This is a genomic window from Microbacterium sp. P5_E9 (assembly GCF_054049175.1).
The window spans coordinates 19,027-44,216 of record NZ_JBFUMV010000006.1; the positions used below are offsets into that span (position 1 = coordinate 19,027).

General features: G+C 66.6%; 27 protein-coding genes. 18 read left to right on the forward strand and 9 right to left on the reverse strand.

The window, feature by feature from the left end; translation table 11 throughout:
• Positions 1-14: 14 nt before the first annotated feature.
• The 6 genes from ACXJ3V_RS10105 (at position 15) to ACXJ3V_RS10130 (ending at position 8,000) form a co-directional block, all read left to right on the forward strand.
• Positions 15-1,460: a DUF2130 domain-containing protein gene (locus ACXJ3V_RS10105; RefSeq protein WP_457100169.1), complete on the forward strand. Its 1,446-nt coding sequence runs from the start codon at positions 15-17 to the stop codon at positions 1,458-1,460.
• Positions 1,457-3,493 carry a hypothetical protein gene (locus ACXJ3V_RS10110; protein ID WP_457100170.1) on the forward strand — a complete coding sequence of 679 codons (2,037 nt, stop codon included), beginning with the start codon at positions 1,457-1,459 and terminating at the stop codon, positions 3,491-3,493. The genes ACXJ3V_RS10105 and ACXJ3V_RS10110 overlap by 4 nt, the downstream gene beginning before the upstream one ends.
• 314 nt (positions 3,494-3,807) lie before the next feature.
• Positions 3,808-5,115, forward strand: a complete 1,308-nt coding sequence (locus tag ACXJ3V_RS10115; RefSeq protein ID WP_457100171.1) for a hypothetical protein — start codon at positions 3,808-3,810, stop codon at positions 5,113-5,115.
• Positions 5,108-6,379, forward strand: a complete 1,272-nt coding sequence (locus ACXJ3V_RS10120) for an FG-GAP repeat domain-containing protein (RefSeq protein ID WP_457100172.1) — start codon at positions 5,108-5,110, stop codon at positions 6,377-6,379. Before ACXJ3V_RS10115 ends, ACXJ3V_RS10120 begins: the two co-directional genes overlap by 8 nt.
• 116 nt (positions 6,380-6,495) lie before the next feature.
• Positions 6,496-7,005, forward strand: a complete 510-nt coding sequence (locus tag ACXJ3V_RS10125; RefSeq protein WP_457100173.1) for a hypothetical protein — start codon at positions 6,496-6,498, stop codon at positions 7,003-7,005.
• 29 nt (positions 7,006-7,034) lie between these two features.
• On the forward strand, positions 7,035-8,000 hold the full coding sequence (locus ACXJ3V_RS10130) for a 5' nucleotidase, NT5C type (RefSeq protein ID WP_457100174.1): 966 nt from the start codon (positions 7,035-7,037) through the stop codon (positions 7,998-8,000).
• Between the two features lie 25 nt (positions 8,001-8,025).
• Here ACXJ3V_RS10130 and ACXJ3V_RS10135 read toward each other — a convergent pair whose 3' ends face one another.
• Entirely contained in the window at positions 8,026-8,406 is a 381-nt protein-coding gene (locus ACXJ3V_RS10135) for a DUF7882 family protein (protein ID WP_457100175.1), read from the reverse strand.
• 144 nt (positions 8,407-8,550) lie between these two features.
• Between ACXJ3V_RS10135 and ACXJ3V_RS10140 the strand changes: the two genes are divergently transcribed.
• The 3 genes from ACXJ3V_RS10140 to ACXJ3V_RS10150 all read left to right on the forward strand — a co-directional run bounded on the left by ACXJ3V_RS10140 (position 8,551) and on the right by ACXJ3V_RS10150 (position 9,955).
• Positions 8,551-9,219: a response regulator transcription factor gene (locus ACXJ3V_RS10140; protein ID WP_457100176.1), complete on the forward strand. Its 669-nt coding sequence runs from the start codon at positions 8,551-8,553 to the stop codon at positions 9,217-9,219.
• A gap of 108 nt (positions 9,220-9,327) precedes the next feature.
• Positions 9,328-9,678, forward strand: coding sequence for a hypothetical protein (locus ACXJ3V_RS10145; protein WP_457100177.1), 351 nt, complete (start codon positions 9,328-9,330; stop codon positions 9,676-9,678).
• A 130-nt stretch (positions 9,679-9,808) separates the two neighbouring features.
• The gene (locus ACXJ3V_RS10150; protein WP_457100178.1) at positions 9,809-9,955 is read left to right on the forward strand and encodes a hypothetical protein; all 147 of its coding nucleotides are present in this window, start codon (positions 9,809-9,811) and stop codon (positions 9,953-9,955) included.
• Positions 9,956-10,009: 54 nt separating this feature from the next.
• Here the strand turns inward: ACXJ3V_RS10150 and ACXJ3V_RS10155 are convergent, their stop codons facing one another.
• Positions 10,010-10,999: a LacI family DNA-binding transcriptional regulator gene (locus ACXJ3V_RS10155; RefSeq protein ID WP_457100179.1), complete on the reverse strand. Its 990-nt coding sequence runs from the start codon at positions 10,997-10,999 to the stop codon at positions 10,010-10,012.
• Positions 11,000-11,083: 84 nt separating this feature from the next.
• On the opposite strand from ACXJ3V_RS10155, the gene ACXJ3V_RS10160 reads away from it, so the two are divergent.
• The 4 genes from ACXJ3V_RS10160 (at position 11,084) to ACXJ3V_RS10175 (ending at position 14,969) form a co-directional block, all read left to right on the forward strand.
• Positions 11,084-12,106, forward strand: coding sequence for an alpha/beta hydrolase (locus ACXJ3V_RS10160; RefSeq protein WP_457100180.1), 1,023 nt, complete (start codon positions 11,084-11,086; stop codon positions 12,104-12,106).
• A complete protein-coding gene (locus ACXJ3V_RS10165) occupies positions 12,103-13,095 on the forward strand; it encodes an alpha/beta hydrolase fold domain-containing protein (RefSeq protein WP_457100181.1) in 993 nt (330 codons plus the stop codon). The genes ACXJ3V_RS10160 and ACXJ3V_RS10165 overlap by 4 nt, the downstream gene beginning before the upstream one ends.
• A gap of 24 nt (positions 13,096-13,119) precedes the next feature.
• On the forward strand, positions 13,120-14,397 hold the full coding sequence (locus ACXJ3V_RS10170) for an MFS transporter (protein WP_457100182.1): 1,278 nt from the start codon (positions 13,120-13,122) through the stop codon (positions 14,395-14,397).
• A gap of 200 nt (positions 14,398-14,597) precedes the next feature.
• Entirely contained in the window at positions 14,598-14,969 is a 372-nt protein-coding gene (locus tag ACXJ3V_RS10175; protein ID WP_457100183.1) for a hypothetical protein, read from the forward strand.
• A 36-nt stretch (positions 14,970-15,005) separates the two neighbouring features.
• Here ACXJ3V_RS10175 and ACXJ3V_RS10180 read toward each other — a convergent pair whose 3' ends face one another.
• The 3 genes from ACXJ3V_RS10180 to ACXJ3V_RS10190 form a co-directional block, all read right to left on the reverse strand.
• A complete protein-coding gene (locus ACXJ3V_RS10180) occupies positions 15,006-15,344 on the reverse strand; it encodes a type II toxin-antitoxin system PemK/MazF family toxin (protein WP_457100184.1) in 339 nt (112 codons plus the stop codon).
• Positions 15,337-15,576 carry a hypothetical protein gene (locus tag ACXJ3V_RS10185; protein ID WP_457100185.1) on the reverse strand — a complete coding sequence of 80 codons (240 nt, stop codon included), beginning with the start codon at positions 15,574-15,576 and terminating at the stop codon, positions 15,337-15,339. Before ACXJ3V_RS10185 ends, ACXJ3V_RS10180 begins: the two co-directional genes overlap by 8 nt.
• A gap of 83 nt (positions 15,577-15,659) precedes the next feature.
• The gene (locus ACXJ3V_RS10190) at positions 15,660-16,931 is read right to left on the reverse strand and encodes an amidohydrolase family protein (RefSeq protein ID WP_457100186.1); all 1,272 of its coding nucleotides are present in this window, start codon (positions 16,929-16,931) and stop codon (positions 15,660-15,662) included.
• 110 nt (positions 16,932-17,041) lie between these two features.
• Between ACXJ3V_RS10190 and ACXJ3V_RS10195 the strand changes: the two genes are divergently transcribed.
• A complete protein-coding gene (locus ACXJ3V_RS10195; protein WP_457100187.1) occupies positions 17,042-17,713 on the forward strand; it encodes a TetR/AcrR family transcriptional regulator in 672 nt (223 codons plus the stop codon).
• 48 nt (positions 17,714-17,761) lie between these two features.
• Here the strand turns inward: ACXJ3V_RS10195 and ACXJ3V_RS10200 are convergent, their stop codons facing one another.
• Positions 17,762-18,628 carry an AraC family transcriptional regulator gene (locus tag ACXJ3V_RS10200; RefSeq protein ID WP_457100188.1) on the reverse strand — a complete coding sequence of 289 codons (867 nt, stop codon included), beginning with the start codon at positions 18,626-18,628 and terminating at the stop codon, positions 17,762-17,764.
• 117 nt (positions 18,629-18,745) lie between these two features.
• Here ACXJ3V_RS10200 and arfB point away from each other — a divergent pair, with 117 nt between their 5' ends.
• Complete coding sequence (gene arfB, locus ACXJ3V_RS10205; RefSeq protein WP_457100189.1) at positions 18,746-19,183, forward strand: alternative ribosome rescue aminoacyl-tRNA hydrolase ArfB; 438 nt, start codon at positions 18,746-18,748, stop codon at positions 19,181-19,183.
• A gap of 11 nt (positions 19,184-19,194) precedes the next feature.
• Here arfB and ACXJ3V_RS10210 read toward each other — a convergent pair whose 3' ends face one another.
• Together ACXJ3V_RS10210 and ACXJ3V_RS10215 are read right to left on the reverse strand one after the other, a co-directional pair.
• A complete protein-coding gene (locus ACXJ3V_RS10210; protein ID WP_457100190.1) occupies positions 19,195-19,479 on the reverse strand; it encodes a putative quinol monooxygenase in 285 nt (94 codons plus the stop codon).
• Positions 19,480-19,493: 14 nt separating this feature from the next.
• A complete protein-coding gene (locus ACXJ3V_RS10215; RefSeq protein WP_457100191.1) occupies positions 19,494-19,826 on the reverse strand; it encodes a cupin domain-containing protein in 333 nt (110 codons plus the stop codon).
• Positions 19,827-20,143: 317 nt separating this feature from the next.
• Between ACXJ3V_RS10215 and ACXJ3V_RS10220 the strand changes: the two genes are divergently transcribed.
• The 3 genes from ACXJ3V_RS10220 to ACXJ3V_RS10230 all read left to right on the forward strand — a co-directional run bounded on the left by ACXJ3V_RS10220 (position 20,144) and on the right by ACXJ3V_RS10230 (position 23,484).
• Positions 20,144-21,583 carry a DUF222 domain-containing protein gene (locus ACXJ3V_RS10220; protein ID WP_457100192.1) on the forward strand — a complete coding sequence of 480 codons (1,440 nt, stop codon included), beginning with the start codon at positions 20,144-20,146 and terminating at the stop codon, positions 21,581-21,583.
• A 126-nt stretch (positions 21,584-21,709) separates the two neighbouring features.
• Positions 21,710-22,312, forward strand: coding sequence for an EamA family transporter (locus ACXJ3V_RS10225; protein WP_457100193.1), 603 nt, complete (start codon positions 21,710-21,712; stop codon positions 22,310-22,312).
• Positions 22,313-22,335: 23 nt separating this feature from the next.
• On the forward strand, positions 22,336-23,484 hold the full coding sequence (locus ACXJ3V_RS10230; RefSeq protein ID WP_457100194.1) for an alpha/beta hydrolase: 1,149 nt from the start codon (positions 22,336-22,338) through the stop codon (positions 23,482-23,484).
• 51 nt (positions 23,485-23,535) lie between these two features.
• Here ACXJ3V_RS10230 and ACXJ3V_RS10235 read toward each other — a convergent pair whose 3' ends face one another.
• A complete protein-coding gene (locus ACXJ3V_RS10235; protein WP_457100321.1) occupies positions 23,536-25,020 on the reverse strand; it encodes a CitMHS family transporter in 1,485 nt (494 codons plus the stop codon).
• Positions 25,021-25,190 lie beyond the last annotated feature (170 nt).

Genomic DNA, 25,190 nt, shown 5'->3' on the forward strand with positions numbered 1-25,190 from the left:
CCTTCACTCTCAGTATGGCCGACCCCTCCGACATTGCGCGATTGTGCGCAAATGAGGCGCGCGAGAGATACAGAACGCTCTCAGCATGTGGTCAGACCACACCGTTATGCTGTTGTTATAAACCGAATTCAGGGCTGACGGAGGTAGAGGAAATGCACGAGATCAAGTGCCCGCACTGCGGGACCGTATTCACCATCGATAAGGCGGAGTACGCAGACATCGTGCAGCAGGTGCGAACAGTGGAGTTCGAGAAGGACCTTCACGCGCGTCTGGCCGAGGCCGAGAAGGCAAAGCGGACCGAGATCGCGCTCGCTGAAGCAAAGGTTGCTCAGCAGGCGCAGCAGGCTGCTGCGGAGAAGGACGCCGAAATCCTGCGCCTGAAGGCCGAGCGCGAGAGCGCGGACACCGCACAGGAGCTCGCAGAGGCGAAGGTCGCCCAGCAGGCGCAGAAGGCCGTTGCGGACAAGGATGCCGAAATCCAGCGCTTGACGTCAGAGCTCAAGGCCGCCGCGACTGACCAGGAGCTCGCCGTGACCAAGGCCGTCGCGGCTGTGGAGCAGCAGCTGGGCGAGGCCGAGCACAAACTGGCTCTGGAGTCGGCCGAGCAGAAGGTCCAGGCGGCTGCGCTGAAAGAGTCACACTCCAAGGAGGTCGCGCTCAAAGACGAGATGATCGATCGCCTCAAGGACCTGAGAGCCAAGCTCTCGGTGAAGCTCCTTGGCGAGACCCTCGAACAGCACTGCGAGCTCGAGTTCAATCGCGTTCGCTCGCTTGCGTTCCCGAACGCGGAGTTCAGAAAGGACAATGACGCCTCTGGGGGCAGCAAGGGCGACTACATCTTCCGCGACTTCAGCGATGACGGGGTCGAGTTCATCTCGATCATGTTCGAGATGAAGAACGAGGCCGACGAATCAGTGAACAGGAAGAAGAACAGCGACTTCTTCGCCAAGCTGGACAAGGACCGCAACGACAAGGGCTGCGAATATGCGGTGCTCGTGTCGATGCTCGAAGAGGATTCCGCGCTCTATACCGGCATCACCGATGTCTCGCATCTGTACCCGAAGATGTTCGTCGTCCGCCCGCAGTTCTTCCTCCCCATCATCGGACTGCTGCGCAACGCGGCCGAGGACACGATCCTGGTCAAGGCCGAGCTGGAGCAGGTCAAGCAGCAGAACATCGACATCACCACCTTCGAGACCGAGCTCGACGACTTCAAGACGGCGTTCGGCAAGAACTACGACCTTGCCAAGCGCAAGTTCGACACGGCCATCAAGGACATCGACGCCGCCATCGATCGCCTTCAGAAGGTCAAGGAAGGTCTGCTCGGGTCTGAGAACAACCTCCGCCTGGCCAACGACAAGGCGACGGCCCTGACCATCCAGAAGCTCACCAAGGGCAACCTGACCATGCAGGCCAAGTTCGCCGAACTCGAATCCCCGGACGAGCTGGAAGCCGCATGAGCGAGGCCGAAGCCGAGGAGATGGAGTGGAGTGCCATGCAGGATGCCGGGGGCGACTTCGAGTCCCCGTACTTTGATTGGGCGCACGACCGACTCTTCGACGCGAACACGCGTGCACTCATCGATCGCATTGCGGCAGATCCACGATTTTCCGCAGGGTGGGAGGGAGTCGGAGTTGTTTCAGAGCTCGCAGGCGACCGCACCGAGCAAGAGCAGCGTGACATCCAGCACGCCGCATGGCAGGTCTTCAACCTCACCGTCGGTGCAGACCTGACAGCCCGAGCATCGGCGCTCGTTGCCCGTGCGATCGCAGACCCCGAATTCGAGTGGTTGCCGACATTCAACGGGGAGGATCCCAACGACGACTACTTCGCCAGGCACTCCCCGGATCAAKACCCCCGACTGCGCGTCGAGTTCGAGGGTCAGCTGTGGGCGACCAACGACTTCGCGCAGAAGCAGGAGCTGGCTCGCACGGAGGTCGAGCAGTTCGCCGCGACCATCCTCCAAGAGCTTCCGCGTAAGACACGGGACAGATTGGTGCTCGTGAGTCGGAACGCCGACAGGGAAGCACTCCTCGCGCCGTGGATCGGGGACGTGTCGTCCCGACGCCTGGGCTGGGTGGCCTACTACGCCCAGCGATTGGCGAAAGAGGCAGACGGCGATACAGTCCTCGACCGCTACTCGGCCGCCACGAAGATCTTGAGCGCACGAGGCTGGAGCAAGAAGTCTCTTGCGCAGGCGCTCGACATCAGCACGAGTCGGGTGGACTCGTTCGTCGATCGAGCGACGGGGACAGACCTGGACGACTGTGACCCTTTGTGTGAGTTGGTTCCTGAGCTGCGCGGTTCGGGCGCCGAATGGCGTGCGGCGACGTCTGCGCAATCGCTTCAGAAGCCGAAGCCCTTCTCTCGGTTGACCGTCGACGAGCGAGTCCTCCTCGCGGCGGAGTCTCACGACCCAGCGATGCTCGAACGACTGGCCCGGCAGGGGTCACGGCGCATCTCGGAGGAGCGCGTTGATCGCCATGGGCGGATCGGGGACGTCAGCGACGACATCCTGCTCGCCATACTGTCCACCTACCCAAGTCCATGGATGCGCGAGGAGATGATCGACGCACACCGCAGGCGACCACTCCCGCAGCGGACCGTCCTGGCTATGGCCGAGGAGGATCCGGAGGTACTGCTGCACGCCGATGACGACAGCGCCTTGCGGGCCGCCGCACTCGGTCGGGAGGAGTTCGATGCCGTTCTGGCGGTTTGCGATTCCGACGTCGAAGCGATGCAGCGAATCCTCGCGGAAGACCCTTCATCCCCGCGGATGCAGCGACTCATCGGACTTCTCTTGGAGCTTCCGTTGGGCGCGGCCATGCTCGAATCCGCTGACCTGCTGAAGGCGCTTCTTCACGTGGCAGAGCGGGCCGAAGATCCGGCACTCGCTGCAACGTTGCGGCTGATCGCCTGCCAAGACCGAGCAATTCTCGACGATCACATTCGTGCCGGCGTGGCAGGATCTGTTCAAATGGCGCCGGCGACGCTCGTGACGGTCGCGCTCGGCGCGTATCACTTGTCTCGTTCCCAAGGGAGGGGTGGTGTGCGTCCGAGCGCCCTCGCGCTCTGGTCTTCCGCCGACCTCACAGTGGAGCATCGTCTCGCAAGGGCGGCGATCGCAGACCGTGGCAGCGATGTCGTGACTGTGGAAACAGCCCACAACATCTACGTGGCAACCGCTGACGCGATCCGCAGTTTCAGCAAGTCAGAGACCACTGCTTACACATACGTCCATATGCATCTGACTGCAGCGACCGAGATCCAGTTTGCGGGCGGCGTGATCCGGTTGCCGTCCAGCCTTCCGGCGCTGCCGTACCACCGGGAGATGCGACCACACCCGTCGGACCCAGACGGACCCGAGGTGGAATCGATTGTGTGGCCGATGCTCTTTCAGCCCGCAATCTACTCACTCGAACTTGGACTCGGGGACCCTGCTGCGTTCATCGCGGTGAGCGACGGACGGGTGGCGATCGTCGATGATCTCTGATTGCACCTGTCACAACCTCCGCCTCGGCATCCGCAAATGAACGGCCGCAAGCCTCGGGCGGGCTTGGTTGTGCTCGTCAGGAGTCCCGCATTTGCCGCAAATAGACTGACGGAGACGCGCATCATGACAAACGGGCGTCGATCGGCGCCATTTCGCGCTGCTCGATGGGCCCCGAAGTGTCATGGCGACGGCGTCCGGGTAGACAACCGCCGCAATGGTGCGCGGGTACCCGGTCGCAGTGTCGTAGTCGCGCGCCATAGTGGGACGATCATCCGTCGCGCGGGTAACTCCTGCCGACAGTTCAGGAGCCAGTGTTGAACACCGATATTCAGCTGATCAGCGACGGAGATGGGCTGGCGGTGATCGGTGATCCGGCGGCTGTCGAACGGTTCCTCGTTGCCGAAGGTCTGCCGTCGAAGGACCTCGGTCTGCAGCGACTCAGAACTGTCGCCCGTGCCGGATCCGCAATGGCGCAGGCCGGCTCCGAGCTCGCGTCCAACTCAGGTCGCTGGGTGCAGCTCTCCAGCGACTCGGCGAAACTCGCAGCGAAATACCCGATGGTGACGAACTCGTCGACCGGCCTCAGCACCGGCGTGCTGCGCGGAGACAACGGCCAGTTCGTCGGCATGCTCCAGTTCGCGAAGGACTCCGGATCGCTGGGATCGATGCTGGCCAACCCGGCGATTCTGGCCGGCGCGGCGGGGATCATGGCGCAGGTTGCGATGCAGCAGGCCATGGACGAGATCACCGAGTACCTCAAGACGATCGATGAGAAGCTCGACGACGTGCTGCGCGCCCAGAAGGACGCGGTGCTGGCGGACATGATCGGCGTGCACCTCATGATCGAGGAGGCCATGACGGTCCGCGATCACATGGGGCGGGTCTCTGAGGTGACCTGGTCGAAGGTGCAGGCCACTCCGTCGACGATCGCAAGAACTCAGGCGTACGCCATCCGTCAACTCGACGCACTCGCCGAGAAGCTGGAGCGCAAGAGCCAGATCGGCGACGTCGCCAAGGCGGCCAAGGAAGCTGAGGCCAAGATCCAGGAGTGGCTCGCCGTTCTTGCCCGCTGCTTCCGGCTGCAAGATGCGATCGCCGTGCTCGAACTCGACCGCGTGCTGGACACCTCCCCTGACGACCTCGACCGGCACCGCCTTGCCCTTCAGGCTGCCCGGCGGAACCGGCTGCAGCTCATCACGCGGAGCACCGAGAATCTGCTCGCGCGCATCGCTGCGGCCGCGCGCAACGCGAACACGAAGGTTCTGCTGCACCCGATGGATTCGCGGGCTGTCGTGCATTCGAGCAACCAGGTCACGGGTGCCGTCGTCGACTTCCACGGAGTGCTCGGTATCGACGGCGGTCAGCAGGCCCTGGAGGCGAAGCGCTGGGTGGTCGCCGCCACGGAGGCCAAAGACAAGGCACTCGAGACGGGTGCCGACGGTGTCGATACCGCCCTGCGCGTCAGCAACGAGACGTTCACGCGCGCGAAGTCGCTGACGGACAAGTTCTCCACCAGGCTCACCGAGCGCGCGCTGCGACGGCGTGGCGACGACGGAAACGAAACGGATGCCGCGGCCGCCGCAGACGACGAATTCACGCACGGAGAGCCGAGCCATGACTGAAATCCCGACGATCGTCGTCGAAGCCGAACTGACCCAGCAGGCCGCCGATCGGGCGATCGAGCGCGCAGTCAAGGGGCGGCCCGCGGTCGCTCGCCAGTATGTCCGGTGGGTCCGTCGCGCCCAGCCCGAAGCCACGCCCGCGCAGCTCATCGCCTCACTGAGCCGCCATTACATCACCGCCATCTCGGCCGAGGGTGCGATCGTGGCGGCTGCCGCGATCGCCGTCGAGACCGCGATCGCTCTTGCTGTCGACGACCCCGCAAAGCCGGCCAGTGGCGGCGCCATGAAGGCCGCCGCCAAGGGTATGGCGAAGGATGCGGCGAAGTCCGGTGCGCCGACCGCTCTCGTGGCCGCCGACCAGAAGCTTCAATTCGAGCTCACCGCGATGTACGCCCTCGCTCTGGCTGACATCCACAGCATGAGCCTCGACAAGGCTCAGATGCGCGCGCTCGTCCTTGGCCTGTCGAACGGACGCGTCAGCCAAGGCCAGATCGCGGCGATGGCTGCGGACCTCGCGCGATCTCAGTCGAGTTCGATGGATGTCGGAAAGAACATCGCATCGGGACGCCAGGACTGGTCGCACTGGGCTGAGACGCTTGCGCATTCGCTGCCGGCGGGCGCCGCTCAGGAGCTTGTGCGGGGCGTGGAGACCGGTCGCCTCGAACAGGTGCGCACCGGGCTGGGAACGAAGAAGCAGGGAGCAATCGAGTACGGCGTCGGGGCCGTCGTCGGCGGCGTCACCCAATTCCAGTTCGGACGTCACGTCGTCGCCGCCGCACAGGAGGCATTCGCGCAGCCGCCGACCCACTTTCCGGCGCATCTCTCCGTGGCGATGAAGGAGAAGCCAGGGAAGGTCGATGAACCGAATCGGGCAGTGCTCGCTCTGCAGGAGGCGGCGCGTTCCACCGCACGCGTGGCGGGCGGCTCTGCCCACGCGATCGGGACAGGTGTTGGGGCTGCGGCCGGTACGGTGACTCGTCCGTTTCGGAGCGTCGACCTGGACGGTGACGGCATCCCGGACGCGCCGAGGGCTCTCACTGCGGTGAAGGGCGCGGGCAGCAAGATCGCCGGCGGTGCGAGTGCTGCGACGAGCCCGTTCCGGAGCGTCGACCTGGACGGTGATGGCATCCCGGACGCGCCGAGGGCTCTCACTGCGGTGAGGGGCGCGGGCAGCAAGATCGCCGGCGGCGCGACCGCGGTTGCAGGAAAGGTCTCGAACCCGGTGAAGCGCAAGGCCGTGGAGCCGGAGACGTCCGGATCCTGACCTCGGTCGTTCGCTCGGCGCGCTCGAGCAGATCGTCCTGTCCCAGCATTTAGCGCGGTCCTGCGTGAATGTCGGAGGTCCCTGAGATCATTCAGGTGTACCGAGAGAGGACCTGGATGCAAGAGACGTGGACGCCCGAAGTACGGCCTGAGGTGGCGCCGATCATCGCCACCGCGAATGAAATCGTGTTCGCCGCCGATGTCGAGGAGTGGCTCCGCACACGCCGGCACGTGCCGGTGACCTGGAGCCCCCGCGGGAATGGGCTCCTGGCTGTGCGCGACGTCGCCGAAGTCGCCGCGCGTGTCGGAGAGCTCCGCGACGAAGGCCAGTGGGGTCTTCTGCGGCGCGAGAACGCCGCGCGATGGGCGCAGTGCATGAGGGTGGACGGGGGATGGATCGTCGAGGTCAACGGCATCCCTGGTCCAGAGTGCTTCGCGCGGCGTGTGCAGCGCGTGGCGAAGCCGCGTCGCACGCTCCGCGGCCCACGTCGCGTGAGCGATAAGGGCCGACTCATGGCGATCTACCTTCCCCAGGACGTGGTGCCGACAGCGCTCGGCGTGGCCGAGATCATGTGGTCGTGGCTGCGCGGGTCGGTGCTTGACGGATATGCGCTGCGTGACCTCTGAAATCCGCAGCAGACGAGGAGAAAAGAAGAATGACTGAAACCAAGACGAAGAAGATCCTGTACGTCGACATGGACAACACGCTCGTTGATTTCAAGAGCGGAATCGACCAACTCGCACATGCGCTGCAGATCGAATACAAGGACAAGCTCGATGAAGTGCCCGGCATCTTCGCGCTGATGAAGCCGCTGGATGGCGCTGTCGAGGCGTTCGAGGAGCTGTCGAAGAAGTTCGACATCTACATTCTCTCGACAGCGCCGTGGAAGAATCCCTCGGCGTGGCAGCACAAGGTCGAGTGGGTTCACCTGCATTTCGGCACTGCCGACGGCACGGTCGCTCATAAGCGGCTCATCCTGTCCCACCACAAGAACCTGAACCGGGGTCACTTCCTGGTGGATGACCGACCGAACAACGGCGCCAGCGAGTTCGAGGGCGAATGGATTCAGTTCGACTCGGATCAGTTCCCCGACTGGAAGACCGTGACCGACTACCTTCTGGCGCGGGCGGAGATCACGTCAGTCCGCGATCTCAGTGCCGACGAGCGCGCTGAGCAGGTCGCGCGGGCGAAGGCGATCGCAGTCGCCGCGCACACCGGACAGCCGGACAAGCTCGGCGTCGACTACATCCAGCATCCCGCCGCTGTCAGTCGGCACTTCGATGCCAAGACGCAGACCCTCGAGCACTGCGCGGCGTGGCTGCACGATGTCATCGAAGACACGCCGGTGAAGGCCGACCGGCTTCTGCTCGCCGGCGTCCACCCCGAGGTCGTCGAGGTCGTCGAATTGCTCACCCGCGCAGAGGGGGCCGGCGACGAATACTACGAACGGATCGCCGCGCACCCGGCGGCCCGGGCGGTCAAGTACGCGGACATCACCCACAACACCGACCCGAGCCGCACCGCACAGCTGGATGAAGATACGCGGGCGGGTCTGCGCGAGAAGTACGAGCACGCGCTTGACGTGCTCGGCCTCGAATGGCCCAATCATCCGCAGGCTTAACTCGTCGCTGGCTTGATGTTGGTGGTCATACTTTCAGGATGTCTTCGACCCGGCCGTCAGCTCGGGCGGATTCACGGTGAGGTATCCCGGTGCCCGGTGTTTCGAGCGCGGGCTCTGCGGGTTCGGGGAGGATGGTAAGGCCCTTCGGGCCGTTCGCGGCGGTCATCAGCAGTTCGATCCACGCACGGTTGAGTCGCGGACTGCGGCTGCCGAAGAACTGAAATTGGATAGGGACGGCGGCGTTGATCCAGAAGCTGCGGCTGCCGCTGCCGTCGCCCATCGTCAGGTCGAACATGAACGATTCGGAGCGGCGCAGCTTATTCATGACGACGACCCGGATGTGAGCAAGGGTGCGGTCCTCGATCTCGAACGCATTGGTCGTTGCTCCATACATGAATCTGCCCACCGCAACCTCCTCACAGGGATCGGTTCGAACGCACGAACGACGCGGCATCCCGACATCCGGAGTACCCGACCGCAAGATGCGATACACCGACTGAAACACCCCTACGGGTGTAGCGGCACACCCCTGAGGGTGAAAAGGTGAATCATGTCCGTCTCCTCCCGCCGACCTGTCACTGTGGCGTTGGTGGACGACTATGAGGTCGTCCTCAAGGGGTTGGCGCATCTGTTCGACGACTACCGCGACCGCGTCGCGGTAGTCGAGATCGATGCGAATGCAACCGTGGCTGACACCGTCGACGTCGTCCTATACGACTCCTTCGCGCAACCGGAGTCGGATCAGGACCAGATCGCCGAACTGATCGCCAACCCCCGCGCTCGCCACGTCGTCGTCTACACGTGGAACCTGCAACCGGAGCTCATCGACGCCGCCCGACGACTGGGCGTGCACGGTTACCTGTCCAAGACCCTTCCCGCGGCCGAACTGGTCGCGGCGATCGAGGCGGTCAGTTCGGGCCAGAACGTGATCAGCGATCAGCGTGGTCGCGCCACGAGCGCTGCCGGGCTGGACTGGCCGGGCAGACGGGAGGGCATCACGGATCGCGAATCGGAGATCCTCGCGCTGATAACACAAGGGATGAGCAACGCAGACGTGGCGCGTCTGACATACCTGAGCCCGAACACCGTCAAGTCCTACATCCGCTCCGTTTACCGCAAGATCGGCGCCACCAGCCGGGTCGAGGCGGTGCTCTATGGCGTCCGCCACGGATTCACCCCCGACACGAACCGGATTGAATACTGGCGCGGAAGTTCATGAACCCATCGTCGAACGGTCGTTGGTCGCCGCGACAGGGTAGGCCCGAGGCCCACACGACACAAGCCCGCTGACGACGGGCACGCCGATCGCGATCATTGAGTGATGCGGATGCTGCACTACACGGGCGACGCCGTCCTGGTGGCGGATGACGTCTGCCACGCAATGCTGCGGTACGCCCTATCTCTCGCCGAGACGCAGCGCTCCGACCTTGTCACCATTCCGGTGATCGCCGACGACGGCTCGACGACCTTCGCCGACTTCCTGATCGGACCAGCCAGCCAGCTGTATGCAACCGCCGCGCCCCACCGCCCGCACCAGGCCTACAATCCTGACGCCGTGGGCGAGCTCGATCGCCGAACGCGTCGACTGCACCCCGTCGCCATTGTTGAACGATTCGACTCGGATGCCCCGGCGAACCGCTCAACTGCCCACGACTGGTGGGCAGACGAAAGCATCTGACTGACCGGCTAGTTGCTGGCGCGAATGCCATGCGCCCGCCGCTCGACCTCTAGCAACGGCCGGTGGTTCCCGGATAGCCTCTGCGTGTCGGACGACGTGGTCCGGCGTCTTCGACCCGAGAGGAACTCACATGCCAAACAACAAGGCCGCCGCCGGCAACAAGGCCGCCGCCGGCAACAAGGCGGCCGCAGGCAACAAGGCGATGAAGGGCGGCCCGGCGGCCGCCAAGATCCCGGCGCCGAAGGGCCATTCCCCGAAGGGCCTGGACAAGCAGTAACGGGCTGAAAGGCTCTCAGTCGACGAGGCTGAGAGCCTTTCGCCAGTCGCGGCGCTACGTGCTCGACCGAACGACCAGCGACGGAACCAGGTCGACCCGGCGAACGGGTATGTCGATGCCCGCGGCGATGCCCAGCACGAGGTCCAGCGCCACCCGGCCGGACTCCTCGAACGGCTGTCGCACGGTCGTGAGGCCGAGCCCATCGGCGAGCGGCCCGTCATCGAAGCCGACGATCGCGACATCGTCGGGCACGGAGAGGCCGCTCTTCGCCAAGCCCCGCCAGGCGCGCGCGGCGAGCTCGTCGTGATTGGCCATGATCGCGGTCGGGGCGTGGGGTCCTGAGAGGGCCGCGAGGAGGGCCGGGGTGGGGTCGGCCTCGAGCGGGCAGGTGACGAGCGTCATCGCCACATGCTCGGACAGCCCCTGCATGCGCAGCATCCCTGCGGAGATGTAATCCTGCGAAAGCTGCGGCTCGCCCAGGTAGATCACCCGTTCGTGCCCGCGTTCGCGCAGGTGCTCGCCGGCCAGGCGTCCACCGGCTTCGTCGTCCATCAGCACGACTGGTGCGTCGTCGCCGACGGGCCTGGCGCGACGCACGTCGATGAGCACCAGGGGGAGCGCGGCCTCGCGGCTCGCCCGCATCGCGGCGCTGCCGAGCGGCACGCCCATCACGATCAGACCCTCGATACCGCGCCGGGCGGGCAGCGCGTCGAGCAGCGGGGCACGGACGCTGGCCGCCGACTCGAGGTCGTGGGCAGTCAGGTCGATCGCGGTTTCACGCGCCCGCACGAGCATGCCCGCGAAACGACGGAAGTACGTCGCGTAGGTGCTGAACGGCGCCGCCACGGCGATGCGGGTGCCACCGCTCGGGCGTCCCTTTGCGGTTCCAGCACGGTAGCCCAACGCGCCGGCGGCCGCGACGACCCGGGCGCGGGTCTCCTCGCTGACCCGATGCGGCGCGTTGATGGCGAGCGAGACGGTGGAGATGCTGACGCCCGCGCGCTCGGCGACGGAGTAGATCGTCACCTTCGCGGCGCCGGGCATCGGCATCCTTCCTTCAAAAAAGAACTTCATCGAAGTACTTCGATGCCTTCAGACTAGTCCCGAGACCAAAGGAGGTCCACCAGGATGAATCTCAAGAAGGCGCGGACGGACGCATTCGTCGCCGCCGTCGAGCAGCGCCTCGCGCCGCTCCAGCCACCCCAGGGCAAGACCGCCCAGGAGCGTCGTCGCAACGCCGAAGCGTTCGATGTTGTGATGACCACCGAGCTCGGCATCGCGCCGATCGACGTCGCGACCGAGGAGCACACGATCCTGGTGCCCGGTCACCCCGACGCACGACTGCGCGTCTACTGGCCGACTCCGGAGCGCAGCGATCCTGTAACCGCCGGCGGCCTGCCGATCCTCGTCTACTTCTTCGGCGGCGGCTTCGAGATCGCCGGGATCGACTGGGTCTGGTGGGACGCCTCCTTCCGCGATCGTGCTCGGGATGCCGGCATCATCGTCGTCGCCGGCGAGTACTCACACGCACCCGAGGTGCAATACCCGGCGCAGCCCGAGCAGTGCTGGTCGGTGTTCGAATGGGCCGCGACGAATGCTCGCCAGCTCGGCGGCGACCCGGAGCGCCTCGCGATCGGCGGTGGATCCTCCGGCGGCAACCTCGCCGCCGCGACGGCTCTGATGAACCGCGACCGCGCCAACCGCCCGGTGCGGCTGCAGCTGCTCGAGGTGCCGATCCTCGACCTGACCGCCGGGCACCTCGACCTCGACGCACAGGCATCCCTCATGCCGAAGCCGCTGCTCCGACGGCTGGTGCAGATGGTCATCGGGCAGTACGTGGGGCGCACCAAGGCGACCCGGCGCGAGCCCTACGCCTCGCCGCTGCTCGCCGAGTCGCTCCAGGGCATGCCGCCCACGGTCATCTACACCGCCGAACTCGACGCCCTCCGCGGCGACGGCGAGGCCTACGCCCGCGCCCTGAGCGACGCCGGAGTGCCGGTCTCGTGCGTTCGCATGATCGGCCAGAACCACGGCTCCGCGGGCTACCGCGGCTACGTGCCCGCGGCCGATCACCTGCACCGCGACATCGTCGCCACCTTGCGCACGCTGCAAGACGAACAGATCACCTACCCGGAAGCCGCGACACGATGACCACGCTCGCCGACCTGACCCTCGACAGCGGCATCCTCCGCTGGATCGCCCGCATCGAGGAGCTCGCGCCCGGTCTCCCCGATCTCGCCAACCCCGATCCGCTGCTGCAGCGCGTCGCCGCGCGCGAACTGTCCGACCTGCTCGCGGTCGATTTCACGCTCCCGATTCCGGACGGCGTGGAGATCGACGATTTCGAGATCCTGGGGCGAGGCGGTGCGCTGCGGATGCGCCGCTACCGGCCCTCCGGCGCGGAAGGCCTCATGCCATCCCAGCTCTGGCTGCACGGCGGCGGGTTCTACGCGGGCACGATCGACGAGATCCTCAACGACCGGCTCTGCGCCCGCCGCGCACTCGACAGCGGGGTGCAGCTCTTCTCGCTCGAGTACCGCCTTGCGCCCCAGCATCCGTATCCCGCACCCGTACTCGATGCCGTGGCGGCCCTCGAGGCGCTGGTCGCCGATCCGGCGCGGTTCGGCGTCGACCCCGATCGCCTGGGCATCGGCGGCAACTCCGCCGGCGCGGCCATCGCTGCGAGCACCGCGCTGCGGATTCGGGATGCCGGGGCCCCGCGCCTCGCTCATGTCGATCTGGAGGTGCCGCCGACGGCGATGCACCCGGTGGGCCAGTCCGCGGTGGACTACGCGATCGGATTCGGGCTCGATCGGATGGACTTCATCGTCGCGATGTACGCCGGAGCGGACGGACCCGCCGACGCGAACATCTCGCCGCTCGACGTGGATGACGTCGGCGGACTGCCGCCGACCCTCATCATGGCGGGGGAGCACGACCCGCTGCGCGACTCGGGAGTGCAGTACGCCGACCGACTGCGGCAGGCGGGCGTGCCCGTCGAGCTGTTCGTCGGTGCCGGGCACCTGCACGGCACCCCGGGCATCACCGCCGCCTTCGACGGCGCCCGAGAGTGGCAGGAACAGCACGCTCGCTATCTCGCGGCCGCCTACAACACCCACCCCGTCCCGCTCGCCCGCTGACCTCCCACCACCAAGGAGACGATGATGTCCCAGACCACCCTCGACCCGATCGGCGCCGTCGGCCCCGACGTGATTCCCGGCAGCAAGCAGCCCCGGGGCTTCCTGTTCGCCTACGTCGCCGCCTGGTTCGGCATCAGCCTGGTGCTCAGCACCCTCGGCGGCGCGGCGATCCCCAAGGTGTTCGCGTTCCTCGACGACGCCACGAAGGGCGTCAACCTCTCCATCGTCGCGGCGATCGGCGGCGTCGTGGTCATCGTGATCACCCCGCTCTTCGGCCGCTTGAGCGACCGCACCATGTCGAAGCTCGGCAAGCGGCGCCCGTGGATCCTGGGCGGCGCACTCGTCGGCATGGCGGGCGTCGTCGTGCTCGCCTTCTCCACGGCGCTCTGGCAGGTCATCGTCGGGTGGGCGATCATCCAGACCGCCTACGGCGCGACGAACAGCGCCGTGCACGCACTCCTCGCCGATCAGATCCCCACGCGCATCCGGGCGCGCGTCTCGGCCGCGGCGAGCGTCGCCAACGCGCTCGCGCTCATCGTCGGCTCGCTCATGATCGCGGCGCTTCCGAACGACCAGCAGTGGACCTGGTTCATCGTGCCGGGCGTGGTGGGCACCGCCTTCAGCGTGCTGCTCTTCTTCCGCCTGCACGACATCGTGCGCACCGAGAAGCCCGAGCCCTGGCGGTGGTCGGACGTCCTCTCGACCTACTGGCTGAATCCGGTGAAGTACCGCGACTTCTTCTGGGCGTGGGCGTGCCGACTGTTCGTCACCATGTCGCTGTTCATGGTGTCGACCTACCTGCTGTTCTTCATCATCGACCGGTTGGGGATTCCGAAGGAAGAGGCATCCGGAGTCTTCGCGATGGTCCTCATCGCCTTCACACTCGCGAGCATCCTGACGACCGTCGTATTCGGCTGGATCTCGGACAAGACGGGCCGGCGCAAGGCGATCGTCTGGGTATCGGCCCTCCTCTCGGCAGTCGGTCTCACCGTCGCCGCGCTCGCACCCGACCTGTCGGTGTTCATCATCGCGATGGTGTTCGTCGGCGGCGCGCAGGGCGCGTTCATCTCGGTCGATATCGCGATGATGACCGAGGTGCTGCCCACTTTCGACGAGGCGGGCAAGGACCTCGGCATCGTCTCGCTGTCGTACCAGGTGCCGCAGGTGCTGGTGCCGGTGCTCGCCATCCCGCTGCTCGCGATCGGCGGCAGCGGTGAGAACTACACGGCGCTGTTCGTCGCCGCGATCGTGTTCTGCGTGGTCGGCGCGCTCTGCGTGCTGCCCATCAAGAGCGTCAAATAGACGAGGCGGATGCCGGGGCGACGGCGGATGTCAAGGGGTCGGTCGAGACGGATGCTTCGTCCTACGGTCGGGGATGAACCCTGACGACAAGACGCGATTCGCGGCGAGCGAGGCCTGTACCCATGAGCGCTCTGATCATCTGTTGGAACCGTGACAAGTGGGACGGGTGGGACACGCCATACGAAGCTATCGTGGCGGCGATGCGCGATCCTGCGTTCCGGTACGTGTGTCGCTGGTCGGTCGGCGCGCGTCGCGAGGTGCCTATCGGGACGGATGCCTGGCTTCTGCGACAGGGCAGGATCCGCGGCCTCATCGGTCATGGTCGAGTGCTGTCGGAGCCGTTCGAGGACGTCCACTTCACGGATCCTGGGAGGACTCGTCAGTACGTGACCGTGGAGTTCGACAACCTTCTCGAGGAGTCGGATGCCGTGCCGGCGCATGTGCTCCAAGCCGTGGTGCCTCAGGTCGCGTGGGCATATCAATTCCAGTCAGGCAACTCCGTGCCGGCCGATGCCGAGGCGCGGCTGCGCAACCTGTGGGCGGACGCTACCGGACGCGCCTTAGACGGCTGAGCCGGGCGTTTGGCGAGCTCCGCTTCAACGTTCGCCTCAGAGGTCGAGGAAGTCGCCGAGCCACATCCGAACGCTCGCGAGACACTCTTCGCTGACGGCACCCGCGACTGCGGTGAGGCGCTCGCGGGTGAGCGTGCGCGGCTGCTCCGTCATGATCCATGACGGGCGCTCCAGACCGCTCGCGCCCTCGACACGAACGTGATTCGGCCACCCTCGATTCACTGTCGTGATCGGCAGGACGATCGCAAGGGTCGTCACCGCGTCGAGGTATCCCGCGGAGGCGATGACGAGGACCGGACGGTGCCCGCCCTGTTCTCGGCCGCGAACAGGCTCGAGTGACGCCCATGCCACGGCGCCGGGCGCGAGGTCACTCACGGGGCAGGTCGGTCAGCTCTGCGCGCTCCCACGAGGTCGACTCCACGGCGTGGGATGAGAGATCTTCGTTGGACGATCCTGCGATCGCCTCTCTGAGCGACGCCAGGCGGTCACGCCGATCCGCGGCATCCGCGAGCACAGCGAGGTGCGCACCGAGCGTCAGCCCCGCTCGCGAGGCCTGCGTCTTGAGCCGGTCGCGCAGTTCATCGCTGACCTTGATCGTCGTGGTCATACTTTCAGTATACCGACGCCAAGAGCGGCGGCATGGCTGGCGGAGGTGGGCGCACCCGAAGCCGGGGCGCCCACCTTCGTGCATCAGAGGGGGAGGAGTGCTGCCCCGCGCCGCCACACCTGGCGGATGTTGAGGGTGTCGCTGATGTCTGTGGTGGGGTCGCCGTCGACGAGGAGCAGGTCGGCTCGGAAGCCGGGGGCGATTCGTCCCCGATCCGTGAGGCCGAAGCGCCTTGCCACCGTGGCGGTCGCTGCCCGCAGCGCCTGCACGGGGGAGAGGCCGGCACGGACGAAGAGCTGGAGTTCGTGATGGACGCTGGCGCCGTGCGCGAGACCGCCGAACGACGGCACGGGCACTGACGCGTCCGTGCCGACGAGCAGGTCGACGCCGGCATCGCTGAGCGCCTTCACACTCGCCAGCACATCATCCAGGTCACCCAGCGGGTACCTGTCGAAGCTGCTCGACAGCGTGGCCAGCCACCCCTCACTCAGTCGAGATGCGACCCGTGGGTCGGCGGCGAAGGCTTCGCCGGTGATGCCCATCATCGAAGCGTTCAGCACCACGCACGGGACGACGAACGCGCCGGACCGGGCGACCAGCTCGATCACCTCGGCGGTATGCGGCTTGTCCATGAACAGATGCGCAAGTCCGTCGATGCCAGCGTTGATCGCCGTCACGGTGGAGTCGATCGTCAGGGCATGGGCAACGGTCAGCATCCCGAGGCGGTGAGCTTCGGCCACACCTGCTGCGACGGTTGCGTCGTCCAGGAAGGGAAGACCGACCGCGCCTTCGACAGTGCCATCGTCGATCATGAACTTGATGTAGTCGGAGCCGGCCTCAACGAGCTGCGGGATGAAGGCGACAGCCTCTTCCGGGGTGGAGGAGAAGGGCATGACGATGTTCTCCCACGACTTGCCGCCACGGCCTTCCTTGCGGCCCTCTCGGGGCGCGGCATCCGCCTGATCTTTGCCGCCGTGCTTGTCGCCGCCGTGCGCGAACAGCTCGCTGGGGTGCCCTCCGGGAGGCGTGATGCCGAAACCGGCAGACCGCACGTCCGCGACCCGGTCGTTGTTCGTGATCTCCTTGCGGTTCTTCTTCGTGTGGGCGCCCTGCATCTCAAGTTCGGTCGTGACGCCGAAAGTGAGCGCGAGCTCGAGGGACTCGATCGACGTGTGCACATGGGCGTCGATGAAGCCCGGCGTCAGGGTAGCGCCGCTCGCATCGATGATGTCTGCGTCGGCGGGTGCATCCTCTCCGATGGAAAGGATGATGGGGCCGTCCAAGACGACGGTGGTGGCGTCGAGGACGGTCTCGCCGTCGAAGATCCTGACGTTGATCAAGGCTGTCTTACTCATGGCTTCTGCTCCTGCACTCGGGTCGGCGTCGAACATGTTCTGAACGAACATGTTCGCAACCGTAGCACAGAACCTGTTCGGCACGAACATGTTCGTGGTAGGTTCATGCCATGACCAATCCCGACCGCCCGCTGAGTCGCCGTGAGCGACCCGCTAAGCCCCCGCTGACCCGAGCCGGCATCGTCGCAGCGGGCCTGTCGGTGCTCGAAGCCGAGGGGATCGAGAAGGTCACGATGCGGCGAATCGCGGCCGAGCTCGACACCGGCGCCGCCTCGCTCTACGTGTACGTGCAGAACACTGCGGACCTGCACGCGCAGATGCTCGACGAGCTCCTCGCAGGCGTCACGCCTGCCGAGACCGGACCATGGCGCACGCGCCTGATCGACCTGCTCAAAAGCTACGCGGGGGTGCTCTTTCAGCATCCCGAGATCGCCCGGCTCTCCATGTCCACCCATACGTCCGGGCCCAACTATCTGCGTCTGCTCGACACCATCCTCGGGCTGCTCGACGAAGGTGGCGTTCCCGAAAATCAAGCCGCGTGGGGTGTGGACATCCTTCTCGCGTACCCCACCTTCCTGGCCGCCGAACGAGGCTCGCGTACTCAGCGCCCCAACAACCGTGATTTCGCCGACCTCGCAACTCAGGTCGCGACCGCCGATCCGCTCTCGCTCCCTCACGTCGCTGCCGCCGGTGACGAAATCGTCTCGGGAACGCCTGCGGCACGCCTGCGGTGGGGCATCACGGTGCTGATCAACGGCATCACCCAGACCGAAAGAGCGTGACGTCCGGCTCCGCCGACCGGATCATCGTCCCGCCGGCGGACCACCCGATCAGGCCCGTTCCACCGGCAGCCACAGTTCGCAGATGGCCGTGCTGAAGTCCGCGGCGCGGTCCAGAACCRCCACAATGGACGGGCCAGGCCGAAGCCGCCAGGGATTCGACGGGAACCAGTCCGTGGCTGTGGCCGCCCACGCCGACTGCAGCGCCGCCGGGTACTCACCCTCGGTGCGGAACACCGCCCAGGTGCCGGCCGGAAGCTCGATGGTGGTGAGATCCGCGGGTACGGGCGTCGTGTCGGCGACGGCGACGCCGTGGAGGTAGGTAAGCTCGCTGCCCTCGGTGTAATCGGGGTCGACGTCGGCGCTCACCTGCAGCAGTCCGGCCGGCTCGGTGCTGCTCAGATCCTTGAGCCGCGCGTGCTCTTCGATCGGCAGGGCAGCGATATGCGCCTGGATGTGCGGGTTGACGCCCTCGTGGATGAGCGGCACCCGAGCCGAGTGGCCGATGAGCCGGAAGGCCGGTCGTTCTACGATGCGAGTGTCCATGGCGGTGTTCCCTTCTACGGTCAGGCGAAACCTGAGCTGCGGTTGCATGCGAAGGGGGCCGCCGTCTCGGCGCGCGTCGCCGGGGTTGACACCGTGCACGGATCGGAAGGCGCGGCCGAAGGCCTCGGTCGAGCCGTAGCCATATCGCACCGCGATTCCCAGCAGGTCGCCGTCCGCGATAACGTCCGCTGCGGCGACCGTCATGCGACGCCGCCGGATGTACTCCGACAGCGGCATGCCGGCCAGCGAGGAGAACATCCGGCGGAGGTGATACTCCGTCGTGCCCAGGCTTGCGGCCAGGCCGGCGATGTCGATCTCCTCCGTGAGGTGCTCCTCGACGAAGTCGACGAGGTGATTGAGCGCTGCGATCACGGTTCCCCCTTCGACCTCAAGCCTGCTTGATCGCTGCGATCCGCACCCTACTATCGCGGTCCGATCCGATCATCACCATGTGTGCTTCCGAGGGACGCGCCAGAGGATGATGGGTTCATGCCCGCCGCCCATCGCCCCGGTCTTCGGGTCGACTCGGAGATCACGATCCCCGAGTCCGAGCTGTCCTGGCGGTTCTCGCGGTCTTCCGGTCCCGGCGGGCAGGGAGTGAACACCGCCGACTCCCGAGCCGAGCTGGTGTGGGATGCCGCGGCCTCGGCCGTGCTCTCAACGCTCCAGCGCGAGCGACTCCTCGAACGGCTGAGTGGTCGCCTGGTCGACGGGGTGCTGACGATCGCGGCATCCGAACACCGCGCGCAACTGCGCAATCGAGATGCGGCGCGCGACCGGCTGGCCGCCATCGTGGCCGACGCCCTGCGGCCGCCTTCGCCGACGCGGCGCTCGACGAAACCGGGTCGAGGCGCCAAGGAGCGGCGCCTGAAGGCGAAGAAGCAGCGCACCGACGTCAAGCGGCTGCGTCGACCGCCCCTGGACTGACTGTTCGTCTTTCAGCGAGTGAGACCTTCGATCGAGTAGCGGCGCTCGATTCCCAGTGTCATCCGCCCCCACTCACTGTCGGAGACACGATCTCGGTGTGCCAGGAACACCGCTTCGCTCACGTAGCGCTCGTCGACGTGCCAGATCAGCGGGTCGGCCGTCGGGGTGACCTCGAAGGAGAGGCATCCGGGCTCCGCGCGTGTGAGAGCAAGGTGCGCCGGAAGGTGCTCGATGACGAGCTGCGCCTCATCGAGGTTCTTGCACACGAGTTGGCCGCTGAGGCGCACATCAGTCATGTGCTCAACGGTAGTCAGATCTTCTTCACCACGGTGAGGAGGAAGACGGAGTCTTCGATGGCATCGACCGAGTGCCGTCCCTCGGGGATGATCATGAGGTCTCCCGGCGATCCGTTCCAGGACACATCGCCGGATTTGAGCAGGATGCGACCGTGGAGCACCTGCAGGGTCGCCTCGCCGGGATTCGGGTGCTCCGTCAGACTCTCGCCCGCACGCAGCGCCATCACCGTCTGTCGAAGCTGGTGCTCATGACCGCCGAAGACGGTCTTCGCGCTTCTGCCGCTCGAGGCCCGTGTCGCCTGGCCCAGCTCGTGCCGCGCGAGAGCGATCAATGAGGTCTTCTGCATGGTGATCGTTCCGATCCTGGGATGTGCCCAGAGCGTACTCGCCCCACCGTCGGGGCAATAGGCGTCGACCGCTGGGTGGCGTCCATTGCGCGGGCGGTCGAGAATACGCGCATGACTCGGAACGCAGACGATGAACAACGATGGGCTCCCGCCACGGTCGCATCGCTCGCCGGACCCGCGTATCGCGAGCCCCATCGTCTACGGCGGCGGCCGGCGCGCGGCACCGTCACGAGACGATCCGAATCCGATTCCCGAATCCACCTGTTTTATCCCTCTGACCTGGGCGGAATGTCGGAGGCCATCGGCAGAATGAGGGTATGAAAAGCCCCATCGACCCACTCTCCGACCTGCGGGTGCAGGTCGCGGAAGGGTTCCACGGGGTGAGCGATCCGCATCTCCTCCATCACGCCTCGGATGCGGATCTGGCGGCCGCGATGGCGATCGTCGGTGACATCGCCCGGCTCGTCGAGGGGGTTCTGATCGACGGGGTCGCCGAACTCGCGGAGCGGTCCAGCAGTCGGGTGACGGATGAGCGGTTGACGACCCGGCTGGGCTGCCACAACCTGAACGAGCTCATCCAACGGCTCATCCGGTGTTCGGCGCAGACCGCCGCACGGCTGGAGCGGGCGCAGCGCGCGGTCGCTCCCGCGTGGGACATGATCACCGGCGAGGAGCGTCCCGCTCGGCTGCCCGCCCTCCGCGCGGCGCTACTGGACGGGCATGTCGGCGCCGACGGCGTGCTCGCCGTCGCGGGCCCGCTGCTGGAGATGGACCGGCGCGTGCCCCGCGATCAGGTGCTCCTCGCCGATGACGTGATCGCCGCCCATGCGCGCGGCGAGGGACCGGATGGCGAGCCGCCGGCCTGCGCCGATGTGCTGCGGGTGCATGCCCAGGTGTGGGCGACGGCCCTCGACCAGGACGGCGCCGAACCCCACGAGCGCGACATCGCGTTCCGCCGTGGACTCACCCTCGGGCGCGCCCGAAACGGGGTGATCCCCATCCGCGGGGACCTCCTGCCCGACGTCGCCGCCCAGCTGCAGCGGATCTCCGACGCGACTTACACCCCGCCGTCCTCGGTCGGGTTCGTCGACTCGACCGAGACCGCGGAGCCGAGCGAAGAGCCCGACGACGAGGCCGCGGGGTTCACGTCGATCCTCGATAATCGCACCCGGGCGCAGCGGCTGCACGACGCACTCGCCCTGGCCCTCGGCGTCGCCGCGCGCAGCGGCGAACTGCCCACGATCGGCGGCGCTGCGCCGACCCTGATCGTCATGACCCGCGCTGAAGACCTCCAATCCGACACCGGATGGGCGACGATCGAGGGCTGCGACGAACCCGTCTCACCGACCGTGGCCCGTCATGTCGGCTGCGCCGGGGTGATCCAACGTGTCGCCCTCGCGCCGAACGGCCGCATCCTCCGGCTCGGCACCGAAGAACGCCTCTTCAACCGCCACCAGCGTCGCGCGTTAGCCCTCCGCGACGGCGGGTGCATCATCCCCGGGTGCAGTGTGCCCGCGGGATGGTGTGAAGCGCATCATGTGACCGACCATGCCAAGGGCGGCCCCACCCACACCGACAACGGCGTCCTGCTCTGCTGGTGGCATCACCGCTACATCGACACCTTCGGCTGGCACATCCGGATGAACCGGGGCGTGCCCGAAGTGCAAGCACCACTCTGGCTCGACCCCACCGGACGATGGCGACCCGTCACCAAATCCCGCATCCGCATGCTCGAACTCCTCAGCCCTCGCACCTGACACGCCAACCCACGGACCGTCATGCTGACAGTCGGACAGCTTGTTCTCTGGTGGCCTTGGCGATGATGCGAATGCCGCGCCTGATCTGCTGCTCGTCGACGTTGCCGAAGCCCAGCACGAGAGCCGGTGGGAGAGCTCGCGCGGGGCCGGATGGGCCTGGTCGCGCCGATCTCGGCGGTCGGGGCCGCGGCACTTCCGGTCCTGGCGGGCGTGGTCTTCGGTGAGCGCCCCGGCTGGCTAGTCTGGGCCGGATTCCTCGCCGCCCTCCCGGGAATCTGGCTCGTCTCCCGCACCACAACCTCTGATCGACCGACCGAGGCACGAGGAACGCTCATCGACGGCACCCTCGCAGGCGTCGGCTTCGGCATCCTCTTCATCGCACTGGCGCAGATCTCCGACGGCGCCGGCCTGCTGCCGCTGGCGGCCAACCAGCTGTGCGGAGCGATCCTGACGATCGTCGCCGGCGCCGGACTTCGGCAGGTCTGGCCCCCCTCGCCCGGCGTGCTCGGCTGGGGTAGCGTGTCGGGCGTGTTCGGCGCTTCGGGCACGCTCGCCTTCGTGGTCGCCACCGGAGCGACCAGCCTCGGAATCGCGGGAGTGCTCACGTCCCTGTACCCGGCCGTCACCGTGCTGCTCGCGGCCGGGCTCCTCAGGGAGCGGGTCGCGGTCGGTCAACGGGTGGGCATCGGCATCTGCACCCTCGCCGTCGCCGCGATGGCGCTGGGCTGACGCCACCGAAGGAAGGTGATCTCGTGGGTCTGCTCGTCACCACCGTGATCTGGGCGCTGTTCGTGGCGACGACCCTGTGGTTCCCGTTTCGTCGTGGACCGGTCGGCTTCGGCATCTACATCGTCACCGTGGCCTGCAACGAGATTCCGCTGGTGCTGCTGGCGGTGTTCGTCGTGTCGGTGGTGCTCAGTCTGGAGGACGCGGCGGCGGAGCCGACGGCGATGATCGCGGCGCTGGTCATCGCATGCTTCGTCACGCTCGGGATGGTGTGGCTGCAGGTGCGCGCGCGGAGCGTTCAACCGGCGTTCGAGGCGGCGCTGACCGCGGGCCTGGGCACCGACTGGCGCGTGTCGATCCGACCCGATTCAAAGACCCCGTGGAAGCCGACCGCACCGTGGGTGCCCGGCATCCTGCTGCCGTTCCAGCGGCACAAGGCCACCGTGAAGCGCGTGCGCAACATCCCCTACGCGTCGGGCGGACGCGCTCACCTCCTCGACCTCTATCGACGGACGGATGCCTCGACCCCGCGTCCCGTCGTCATCCAGCTGCACAGCGGGGGCTTCGTGCAGGGTGGCAAAAGCCGCGAGAGCGTCGCGCTGCTGAACCAGTTCGCCGATCACGGCTGGCTCTGCGTCAGCGCGAACTACCAGCTCCGTGCCGAAGGAGCGTTTCCCGAGTCTCTGGTGGACACGAAGCGGGTGATCGCGTGGGTGCGAGCGCAGGCGATCGAGTACGGCGCCGATCCGGATCAGATCTTCCTGGTCGGCGCGTCCGCGGGCGGGCATCTGGCGGTCTCGGCGGCGCTCACACCGAATGACCCGCGCTTCCAGCCCGGTTTCGAACAGGCCGACACCCGCGTCGCAGGAGCGGTGTCGGTCTACGGCTACCTCGGCCCGCGCAGCAGCGATCCCACCAGCTCTCCGGCCGGGCTCGCCCGTCCGGATGCGCCACCCCTGCTGATCGTGCACGGAGCGAGAGATACCGCGCTTCCGCTCGGTCTCGCGCGCTCGGTGGCTGCCGAGCTGCAGTCCGTTTCGAGGTCGCCGGTCGTGTACGCCGAGCTCCCCGACACGCAGCACGGCTTCGACCTGTTCGCCTCCGTCCGCGCCCGGGTCGCGGCGAACGCCATCGAGCAGTTCATGGGCTGGGCTCGCTCCCGATCGTCGCTCTGAAGGAGTGGCGCACCCGCAAACCGGATGCGCCACTCCTTTCCTGCCTGATGCTCAGCCGAAGGGGATCGCGCCCACGAGCACACCGACCAGCAGCATCACCAGCGAGATCACGCACGCGCGCCAGAGCACCTTCTTGTGGTGGTCGCCCAGGTTGACCCCTGCGAGCGAGACGAGCAGGAGGATGGCCGGAACCAGCGGGCTCTGCAGATGGACGGGCTGGCCGGTGATCGAGGCGCGGGCCATTTCGACGGGGGCGATGCCGTAGGTCGCCGCGCTCTCGGCGAGCACGGGAAGGATGCCGAAGTAGAACGCGTCGTTCGACATGAAGAACGTCATCGGAATGGAGAGCACTCCGGTGATGACCGCGAGGTACTGACCCATCGAGGCGGGCACCACCTGAACCACCCAGTCGGCCATCGCGGTCACCATGCCGGTGCCGTTCAGCACGCCGACCAGTACGCCTGCGGCGAGCACCATGGAGACGACGCCGACGATGCTGGGGGCGTGGGCCACGATCTCGTCGGCCTGGCTGCGAAGCTTGGGGAAGTTGATCACGAGGGCCAGCGCGGTGCCGACCATGAAGATGTAGGCCAGCGGCATGAGGTCGAGCACCAGCAGCACCATGACCGCGAGCGTCAGGGCGAGGTTGACCCAGATGAGCTTGGGCCGCAGTGTCGGGCGATCCGCTCGCAGCATGGTGTCAGCCATCATCGTGTCGAGATCTTCGTCCTCGAGTACCTTCTGCTCGGCGATTGCAGCCAGTCCGGCCGGCATCCGCTGCCCCCGGCGCACGGTCACGAGACCGGTCGTCGAGAGGGTGGCTGCCGCTCCCGGCTTGACGTCGGCGCCGCGAACGACTCGGTTTCCACCGATGATCCGGCGCCAGAGGGTCGGCGGCTCGCCGGCGGCGGCATCCGTGGAGGCAAACGCCGATGAGTACTCGAGCGAGCCGATCCGCTTGCGCTCGCCCAGGCCCAGCATCCACGCGAACACGAGGGCGATGACGAGCCCGGTCGCCAGCGAGGGCAGCATCGGTACGAAGATCTCGGTCGGCGAGACGCCGAGCGCTGACGCCGCTCGAACGGTGGGACCTCCCCACGGCACGATGTTGAGCGTGCCGTTCATGAGGCCTGCCACGCACGTGAGCACGACGGGGCTCATGCCCAGGCGCAGGTAGATCGGCAGCATGGCCGACGTCGTGATGATGAAGGTGGTCGATCCGTCGCCGTCGAGCGAAACTGCGCCGGCCAGGATGGCCGTTCCGAGCACTACTTTCGCAGGGTCGTTGCCGAGGAACCGGGTGATGAACCGAATCAGCGGATCGAACAGCCCGACGTCGATCATGATGCCGAAGAACATGATCGCGAACATGAGCAGCGCCGCCGTCGGCGCGAGATTTCCGATGGACTCGATGATCATGTCGCCGAGTCCGAGACCAGCGCCGGCGAAGAGGCCGAAGATGGTGGGGACGAGGATGAGGGCGACCATCGGGGTGAGTCGCCTGGTCATGATGAGCACCATGAAGGTCAGGATCATGGTGAATCCGAGGATGACGAGCACTTCGACTCCTTTGTCTGGATGGTGCGGACAGATCGGCTGATGCCGGATGCCTGCCACTGCCGCAGCGAGTGGCGATTCGCCGAACCTAGCCGCGGCATCGGCGCGGCATCCGGTATCTCGCTTTGATGCACGTATTGCGCATATCG

What these genes read in the sequence shown, in the direction of transcription:
- ACXJ3V_RS10105 (WP_457100169.1), top strand. Translation starts at nt 15, where the DNA reads ATGGCCGACCCCTCCGACATTGCGCGATTGTGCGCAAATGAGGCGCGC.
- ACXJ3V_RS10120 (WP_457100172.1), top strand. Translation starts at nt 5,108, where the DNA reads ATGACTGAAATCCCGACGATCGTCGTCGAAGCCGAACTGACCCAGCAG.
- ACXJ3V_RS10125 (WP_457100173.1), top strand. Translation starts at nt 6,496, where the DNA reads ATGCAAGAGACGTGGACGCCCGAAGTACGGCCTGAGGTGGCGCCGATC.
- ACXJ3V_RS10130 (WP_457100174.1), top strand. Translation starts at nt 7,035, where the DNA reads ATGACTGAAACCAAGACGAAGAAGATCCTGTACGTCGACATGGACAAC.
- ACXJ3V_RS10140 (WP_457100176.1), top strand. Translation starts at nt 8,551, where the DNA reads ATGTCCGTCTCCTCCCGCCGACCTGTCACTGTGGCGTTGGTGGACGAC.
- ACXJ3V_RS10145 (WP_457100177.1), top strand. Translation starts at nt 9,328, where the DNA reads ATGCTGCACTACACGGGCGACGCCGTCCTGGTGGCGGATGACGTCTGC.
- ACXJ3V_RS10150 (WP_457100178.1), top strand. Translation starts at nt 9,809, where the DNA reads ATGCCAAACAACAAGGCCGCCGCCGGCAACAAGGCCGCCGCCGGCAAC.
- ACXJ3V_RS10155 (WP_457100179.1), bottom strand. Translation starts at nt 10,999, where the DNA reads ATGCCCGGCGCCGCGAAGGTGACGATCTACTCCGTCGCCGAGCGCGCG.
- ACXJ3V_RS10160 (WP_457100180.1), top strand. Translation starts at nt 11,084, where the DNA reads ATGAATCTCAAGAAGGCGCGGACGGACGCATTCGTCGCCGCCGTCGAG.
- ACXJ3V_RS10165 (WP_457100181.1), top strand. Translation starts at nt 12,103, where the DNA reads ATGACCACGCTCGCCGACCTGACCCTCGACAGCGGCATCCTCCGCTGG.
- ACXJ3V_RS10170 (WP_457100182.1), top strand. Translation starts at nt 13,120, where the DNA reads ATGTCCCAGACCACCCTCGACCCGATCGGCGCCGTCGGCCCCGACGTG.
- ACXJ3V_RS10175 (WP_457100183.1), top strand. Translation starts at nt 14,598, where the DNA reads ATGCGCGATCCTGCGTTCCGGTACGTGTGTCGCTGGTCGGTCGGCGCG.
- ACXJ3V_RS10185 (WP_457100185.1), bottom strand. Translation starts at nt 15,576, where the DNA reads ATGACCACGACGATCAAGGTCAGCGATGAACTGCGCGACCGGCTCAAG.
- ACXJ3V_RS10190 (WP_457100186.1), bottom strand. Translation starts at nt 16,931, where the DNA reads ATGAGTAAGACAGCCTTGATCAACGTCAGGATCTTCGACGGCGAGACC.
- ACXJ3V_RS10195 (WP_457100187.1), top strand. Translation starts at nt 17,042, where the DNA reads ATGACCAATCCCGACCGCCCGCTGAGTCGCCGTGAGCGACCCGCTAAG.
- arfB (WP_457100189.1), top strand. Translation starts at nt 18,746, where the DNA reads ATGCCCGCCGCCCATCGCCCCGGTCTTCGGGTCGACTCGGAGATCACG.
- ACXJ3V_RS10210 (WP_457100190.1), bottom strand. Translation starts at nt 19,479, where the DNA reads ATGACTGATGTGCGCCTCAGCGGCCAACTCGTGTGCAAGAACCTCGAT.
- ACXJ3V_RS10215 (WP_457100191.1), bottom strand. Translation starts at nt 19,826, where the DNA reads ATGCAGAAGACCTCATTGATCGCTCTCGCGCGGCACGAGCTGGGCCAG.
- ACXJ3V_RS10220 (WP_457100192.1), top strand. Translation starts at nt 20,144, where the DNA reads ATGAAAAGCCCCATCGACCCACTCTCCGACCTGCGGGTGCAGGTCGCG.
- ACXJ3V_RS10235 (WP_457100321.1), bottom strand. Translation starts at nt 25,020, where the DNA reads ATGATCCTGACCTTCATGGTGCTCATCATGACCAGGCGACTCACCCCG.